Annotated in this window: 9 protein-coding genes; 8 read left to right on the top strand and 1 reads right to left on the bottom strand. The window is 66.2% G+C overall.

The window, feature by feature from the left end; translation table 11 throughout:
* The first annotated feature begins 168 nt into the window (after positions 1-168).
* The 8 genes from BHQ40_RS23540 (at position 169) to BHQ40_RS23575 (ending at position 5500) form a co-directional block, all read left to right on the top strand.
* On the top strand, positions 169-807 hold the full coding sequence (locus BHQ40_RS23540; RefSeq protein ID WP_070158152.1) for a hypothetical protein: 639 nt from the start codon (positions 169-171) through the stop codon (positions 805-807).
* A 136-nt stretch (positions 808-943) separates the two neighbouring features.
* Positions 944-2308 carry a S41 family peptidase gene (locus BHQ40_RS23545; protein ID WP_070158153.1) on the top strand — a complete coding sequence of 455 codons (1365 nt, stop codon included), beginning with the start codon at positions 944-946 and terminating at the stop codon, positions 2306-2308.
* 114 nt (positions 2309-2422) lie between these two features.
* Positions 2423-2905, top strand: a complete 483-nt coding sequence (locus BHQ40_RS23550; RefSeq protein WP_070158154.1) for a disulfide bond formation protein B — start codon at positions 2423-2425, stop codon at positions 2903-2905.
* Entirely contained in the window at positions 2902-3447 is a 546-nt protein-coding gene (locus BHQ40_RS23555; RefSeq protein ID WP_070158155.1) for a demethoxyubiquinone hydroxylase family protein, read from the top strand. Before BHQ40_RS23550 ends, BHQ40_RS23555 begins: the two co-directional genes overlap by 4 nt.
* A gap of 11 nt (positions 3448-3458) precedes the next feature.
* Positions 3459-4010, top strand: coding sequence for a hypothetical protein (locus BHQ40_RS23560; RefSeq protein WP_070158156.1), 552 nt, complete (start codon positions 3459-3461; stop codon positions 4008-4010).
* A 98-nt stretch (positions 4011-4108) separates the two neighbouring features.
* Positions 4109-4495: a hypothetical protein gene (locus tag BHQ40_RS23565; protein ID WP_070158157.1), complete on the top strand. Its 387-nt coding sequence runs from the start codon at positions 4109-4111 to the stop codon at positions 4493-4495.
* Positions 4496-4602: 107 nt separating this feature from the next.
* Positions 4603-4956, top strand: coding sequence for a hypothetical protein (locus BHQ40_RS23570; RefSeq protein WP_070158158.1), 354 nt, complete (start codon positions 4603-4605; stop codon positions 4954-4956).
* Between the two features lie 82 nt (positions 4957-5038).
* Positions 5039-5500 carry a hemerythrin domain-containing protein gene (locus BHQ40_RS23575; protein WP_070158159.1) on the top strand — a complete coding sequence of 154 codons (462 nt, stop codon included), beginning with the start codon at positions 5039-5041 and terminating at the stop codon, positions 5498-5500.
* 138 nt (positions 5501-5638) lie between these two features.
* Here the strand turns inward: BHQ40_RS23575 and BHQ40_RS23580 are convergent.
* Positions 5639-6536 (bottom strand): glutamate-5-semialdehyde dehydrogenase (locus BHQ40_RS23580; RefSeq protein WP_070158160.1); only part of this gene is annotated, 898 nt, incomplete at its 5' end.

The following is a 6536-nucleotide window of genomic DNA, read 5'->3' on the forward strand; positions in this document are numbered from 1 at the left end:
CGTCGAATCGCGCGGTTTCCGCAATGGGCCGCGGGGCAATGATGCGTCCTCCGGCGGTATGCGCCAGCGAGGGAGTCAGGCACGGCCCATGACGGCGACACCCGGCCCTTCACCCCGCATGCGCGGTGGCAGGAGGGGAGCGACGCCTTGATCCGCGCGTCTACCGGGATGGTGCGGGGCAGGTGGAAATATGGCGTTGCATTGGCGGCTGCGCTGATGGTGACGGCGTGCAACTCCACCGAGCGCACCGTGCTGGACGAAACCGCCAATGGCCTGGCCGATAACGCCGCCGGTCAGAGGGACATCGACCGCAGCGTGAAGGCGGAGGCGCAGGCGATCATGGCGCCGCTTGCGCCGCCGGAACCGGGCACGCCCGGCGGCCTGCCCGATGAACCCGTCCCCCTGACCGAAGGCACGATCGACCCGGAAAGCCCGCAGGGCGCGGCGCAACTGGTTCAGGGCTATTATGGCCTGCTGGAGGAAAAGCGCTTCGGCGACGCGCAGAAATTGTGGGGCGAGGGCAGCGACCATGCCCGGCAGGACCCGGCGGCGTTCGCCCGCCGCTTCGCCGGGTTCAGCGAGATCCATGCGAATATCGGCGCCCCGGCGGACAGCGAAGGCGCGGCGGGATCGCTTTTCGTCACTGTTCCCGTGCAGGTCTATGCCCGGATCGCCGCCGACGGGAAACCCTGGTACGCGCTGCGGTCCGTCACCCTGCGCCGGGTCAATGATGTCGACGGGTCGAGTCCGGCGCAACGGAGCTGGCATATCGAAAGCATCGGCCCGTTTCCGCCGCCAGCGCCCTGATCCGCCAACATCGCCATCAGCGCCGCGGCAACTGGCGCTCATCGATCAGCCAAGCCCCTGGTCGAGCGCATGCTTGGCGTAACGGGGGGTTTGGGTCTATATTGTGGGAAATCATGTGTCAGGACTCATGTCGCCAATGAAATCCACCTTCCTGCGGAGCGCCACTGCGCTCGGCGCTCTTGCCCTTATTCCCGCCACCACCGCCGCGCTCGCCGAGGCGGAAGGGAGCAGCTACAAGGCGCTCGACGAATTTATGGACGTGTTCCAGAAAGTCCGCACCGATTATGTGGACAAGGTTGACGACGAGAAGCTGATCAAGGGCGCGATCGAGGGCATGCTGTCCAGCCTGGACCCGCATAGCAGCTTCCTCGACGCCCGCGACTTCGCCACGCTGCGCACCCAGACGGAGGGCAGCTATGGCGGCCTTGGCCTCTCCGTCACGATGGAGGACGGCGCGGTCAAGGTGATCGCACCCACCGAGGACACTCCGGCATGGCGCGCCGGCATCAAGGCGGGCGACTATATCACCCACCTGGACGGCGAGCTGATCTATGGCGGCACGCTGGACGATGCGGTGGACAAGATGCGTGGCGCGGCGGGCACGCCGATCAAGCTGACCATCGTCCGCCCCGGCCGCGACAAGCCGATCGACCTGACCCTGACCCGCGAGATCATCGAGCTGAAGCCGGTGAAGTGGGAAGTGAAGAATAATATCGGCGTCATCAATATCGTCAGCTTCTCCGCCAACACCGGCGCGGACGTGCGGTCGGCGATCCGCAGCATCGACAAGTCGCTGGGCCACAAGCCGACCGGCTATGTGCTCGACCTGCGCTCCAACCCCGGCGGCCTGCTGGACGAGGCGGTTTCGGTCAGCGACACCTTCCTGGAGCGCGGCGAGATCGTATCGCAGCGCGGCCGCGCCAAGGGCGATGTCGAACGCTATTACGCCAAGCCCGGCGACGATGCGAAGGGCCTGCCGGTCATCGTGCTGGTCGACAGCGGCTCTGCCTCCGCATCGGAGATCGTCGCGGGCGCGCTGCAGGACCAGCATCGCGCGCTGGTGATGGGCGAACGCAGCTTCGGCAAGGGCAGCGTCCAGACGCTGCTGCCGCTGAGCAACACCACCGCCCTGCGCCTGACCACGGCGCGTTACTATACGCCGTCGAACCGGTCCGTGCAGGAAGGCGGGATCGAGCCGGATATCCTGGTGCCGCAGCTTTCCGATCCCGATTATAAGGAGCGGCCGCGGTTCCGTGAAAGCGATCTGCGCCGCCACCTGATCAACGAGGCGAAGGTCGACAACAAGACGCTGGAGGAGGACGGCAAGCCCGATCCCCGCTTCACCGCCACCGCCGAGGAATTGAAGAAGAAGGGCATTGACGACTTCCAGCTCGACTATGCGCTCAAGACCATCGCGCGTCTGGCGAGCAAGCCGGCGGCCGTGGTGGCGCAGGCCGCCCCGCCGCCGCCCGCCCCGCGCGCGAAACCGGCGACGAAGTAATTGCCCGGTACATCCTTCCGTCACCCCTGCGCAGGCAGGGGTCCCGCTTTTGCCGGACGTCGAGAAGATAGCGGGACCCCTGCCTGCGCAGGGGTGACGGAGAGAGTGTAACGCATGACCCATCTCTCCCGCGCCCGCCTGATCGCCATTCTTGCGCCCACCTTCCTGCTCGGCGGGGCGCTGGTGTCGCAATATGTCTTTGGCCTGCACCCGTGCGAAATGTGCATGTGGCAGCGCTGGCCGCATCTGGGCGCGATCATCCTGGCGCTGATCGCCATCGCCCTGCGAAGCAACCCCTCGGCCAGCAAGCTGTTTGCCGCCCTTGCCGCGCTGGCGATCCTTGGCAGCGGCGTCACCGGCTTCTTCCATGCGGGCGTCGAATATGGCTGGTGGCAGGGCCTGACCGCCTGTTCCACCGTGCCGGTCGGCGGCAGCACCGACGATGTGCTGGCCAGCATCATGAACACGCCGCTGACCCGGTGCGACGTTGCCCCCTGGTCGCTGTTCGGCATTTCGCTGGCCGGATATAACGGCCTCTTGTCGCTGGCGGCGGCGCTCGCCATCTTCGCCCTGTTGTCAAAGGCGAGGAAGGCATGACCGGCCAGCGCGATTTTCCCCGTCCGGGCCGCAAGCCCGACACCGCCGCCATGCTGCGCGTGGACCAGGCCGGGGAGTTTGGCGCGACCCGCATCTATGCCGGGCAGCTCGCCGTGCTGGGCGACCGCCATCCGTCCGCCCGCGCGATCGCGGGCATGGCGGCGCAGGAGGAGCGGCATCGTGAGCGCTTCGACACGATGATCGCGGAACGCCGCGTCCGCCCGACCCTGCTGCAACCGGTATGGCATGCCGCCGGTTTCGCATTGGGCGCGGTCACTGCCGCCCTGGGACCGGAGGCGGCGATGGCCTGCACTGCCGCGATCGAAACGGAAATCGAGCGCCACTATTCCGAGCAACTTTCGGAACTTGGCGATAGCGACCCGGAACTCTCCGAGGCCATTGCGGATTTCATGGCTGAGGAAGTCGAGCATCGCGACGCCGCGCTCGCCGCAGGCGCCGAGGATGCGCCCGCCTACCCCTTGCTTTCCGGGGCGATCCGGCTGGGATGCCGCGCCGCCATCGCCCTATCGAAGCGTATTTGAGGACTGGACCTATGAAGATCGCTCTGCCCGCAGCACTTGCCCTTTGCATGGCGCTGACCGGCGCTCCGGCGCTGGCGCAGGAGGCCGATGCGGCAGCATCGCCCCCGCCCGGCGGCGAGAAGGTCAATCTGGTCATCGTCTATGGCGACGACGCCTGCCCGGAAAGCAGCAGCGGCGATATCGTGGTCTGCGCCCGCAAGGAGGAACAGGAGCGGTATCGCATTCCCGAACCGCTGCGCGGCGACCCCAATGCCCCCGCCAAGCAGGCATGGGGCGAGCGGGCCAAGTCGATCGAATATGTCGGCCGCAGCGGCACGGAAAGCTGTTCCCCGGCGGGCAGCGGCGGCACCACCGGCTGCTTCAACCGGCTGGCGCAGATGGCGCGGGCGGAGCGCAAGCAGGCGGACAATGCAAGCTGGAACGACCTGGTCGCCGCCGAGCGCGAGAAGCGCCTCGCCAAGATCGACGCCGAATCCGAAGCCATCGAGCAGCGGGTGAAGGCGGAGGAAGCCGCCAAGGCGAAGGCGGACGCGGAGGCCGGGGCGACGCCAGCGCCGCAATGACGGGAAAGGAACGCCGGTGGCGTCCTGTGCGGGGGCGCATGCAGTATATACAGGGGCAAAGGCCCGCTTGACATGAAGCGGCAGAAGGCAGGAATTTCATGAGCCGCTTCGCTATCGCATCCCTCCTTCTGGCGATCGGCCTGACCAGCGCCCCGGCGCTGGCGGAACCGCCGCAGAAAATCACCTCCCTGATCGTTTACGGCAATGACGCCTGCCCCAAGGGCGAGGGCGACGAGATCGTCGTATGCGCGCGCAAGCCGGAATCGGAACGCTACCGCATCCCCAAGAAATTGCGGGAGAAACCGGAGGTCGCCGGTGGTCCCGGATGGGGCAGCCAGGTCGCCAATATGGAGGATGTGTCCCGCCAGACGATACCGGGAAGCTGTTCCGTCAATGGCAGCTACGGCTTTTCCGGCTGCACCGCCGCGATGCTGAAACAATGGTTCGCGGAGAAGCGCATGCAGGAGTCCGCTGGCGTCCCCTGAAGCCCCGGAACGCCCGGATACTGGACATTTTCCCACACCGGCCTGCAATTTTCTGTTGATCGCCGTTCATATTCGTGAAAGCTTTGCGGCAGACACGGGGAGTGAGCATGGCGTCGATGTTCAACCAGCGGACCGCCGGATCGGGGCGGAACTATATGAAGCGGATGAGCACCCACACGGCGGGTGCCCTGGTCGTGTTCGCCCTGCTCCAGATTTTCGTGGTCGCCAAGATGGGCGGCTCTCTTGTCCTTCACCTGGGCATCATCGTCGCGATTGGCGGCTTCGCCCTCGCCGCCCGCAGTCTTGAGCATCGCTGGACGGCGCTGGAACGCAGCGGCCTGTCCGACGACGGCCTCGCCACGCGGTTTCGCGTGGACCTGCTGCAACTATGGGCCGCCAGCCTGCTTGCGCCGATGCTCTGGATTCCCGTCGCCATCGTCGGCAAGTTCGTCTTTGGTTGATCCCTGAGCGCAGCGGCAGGAGCCTTTCGCGCTACGCGTCGTTATCCCTTCTCACGCCCCCTTCCGGGCCAAGGAGGACTGCATGGCCGACGCCACCATTTTCGATCGCCTGAAACAAGATCATGACGCGCACCGCCAGTTGCTGGCGAAGCTGGACGACGCCGAGGGCGAGAAGGACCGGCGCGAGAAGCTGTTCAACCAGTTCAAGGTCGAGGTAACCGCCCATGCCGCGGCGGAGGAAGAAACCCTCTACGCCACCATGCTCGCCCGGCCCGACCTGCGCGAAGATGCGCAGCACAGCGTTTCCGAGCATAAGGAAATCGACGATTTCATCGAGGAGCTGGAGGAGCTGAGCTTCGGGTCCGCCAAATGGAACGAGACATTCGGAAAGCTCAAGAAGCGCTACCTCCACCATATTGAGGAGGAGGAAAAGGAGATGTTCCCCGACGCCGCCGAGGAGTTGACGGCGAAAGAGGAAGAAAAGCTGGCCGACAAATTCGCCGAGCGGAAGCCGGCGGAACTGGAGCGCGCGGCGGAAGGCTGAATTATCGTATGATCCCCTGCGTCTGGCGATATGTTCCCGCATAAGGCAAAACGCCTTCAATACATGCCGTTCGGGCTGAGCTTGTCGACAAGCTCAGCCCGAACGGCCATAATTTACATTGTCGGCAGGCAGCCAAAATCAGGGCCGGATCTGACCCGTGCCGCGCACCAGCCATTTATAGGTGGTCAGCCCTTCCAGAGCCACCGGGCCGCGCGCATGGAGCCGCCCGGTGGAGATGCCGATCTCCGCGCCCAGGCCGAACTCTCCGCCATCGGCGAACTGGGTCGAGGCGTTCCACATCACGATGGCGCTGTCGACCGCGTTCAGGAACCGCTCGGCCACCGCCCCGTCCCCGGTGATGATCGCGTCGGTGTGATGACTGCCATGGGCGGCGATATGGGCGATCGCCTCCTCCACGCCGTCGACTATCCGGGCGGAGATGACCGCCTCCAGATATTCCGTGTCCCAATCCTCGTCCGAAGCGGGCTTCACCTGCGCGTCGAGGGCGCGGACATCCTCGTCGCCCCGCACTTCGCATTTCGCGCCGATCAAGGCCCCGATCAGCGCCGCCGCCTCCGGGTAGGCGCGGTCGATCAGCAGCGTTTCGGTCGCGCCGCAGACGCCGGTGCGCCGCATCTTGGCGTTGACGATAATGGCCTGCGCCATCTTCGGGTCGGCCGCCCCATCGACATAGCTGTGGTTGATGCCGTCAAGATGCGCGAGGACGGGCACGCGCGCCTCCTCCTGCACCCGCGCCACCAGCGACTTGCCGCCGCGCGGCACGATCAGGTCGACCAGACCGGCCGCCTTGAGCAGCGCGCCCACCGCCGCGCGGTCCGTGGTCGGCACCAGTTGCACGGCGTCGGCGGGAAGCCCGGCGGCGGCGATCCCCTCAATCATCGCGGCGTGGATGGCGCGATTGCTCTCCCGCGCCTCGCTGCCGCCGCGCAGGATGACGGCATTGCCCGCGCGCAGGCATAGCGCCGCCGCGTCGGCCGTTACATTGGGGCGGCTTTCATAGATGATGCCGATCACG

Origin of the sequence: Sphingobium phenoxybenzoativorans, from assembly GCF_001757355.1 — a bacterium.
GTDB classification, from domain to species: Bacteria; Pseudomonadota; Alphaproteobacteria; order Sphingomonadales; family Sphingomonadaceae; genus Sphingobium; species Sphingobium phenoxybenzoativorans.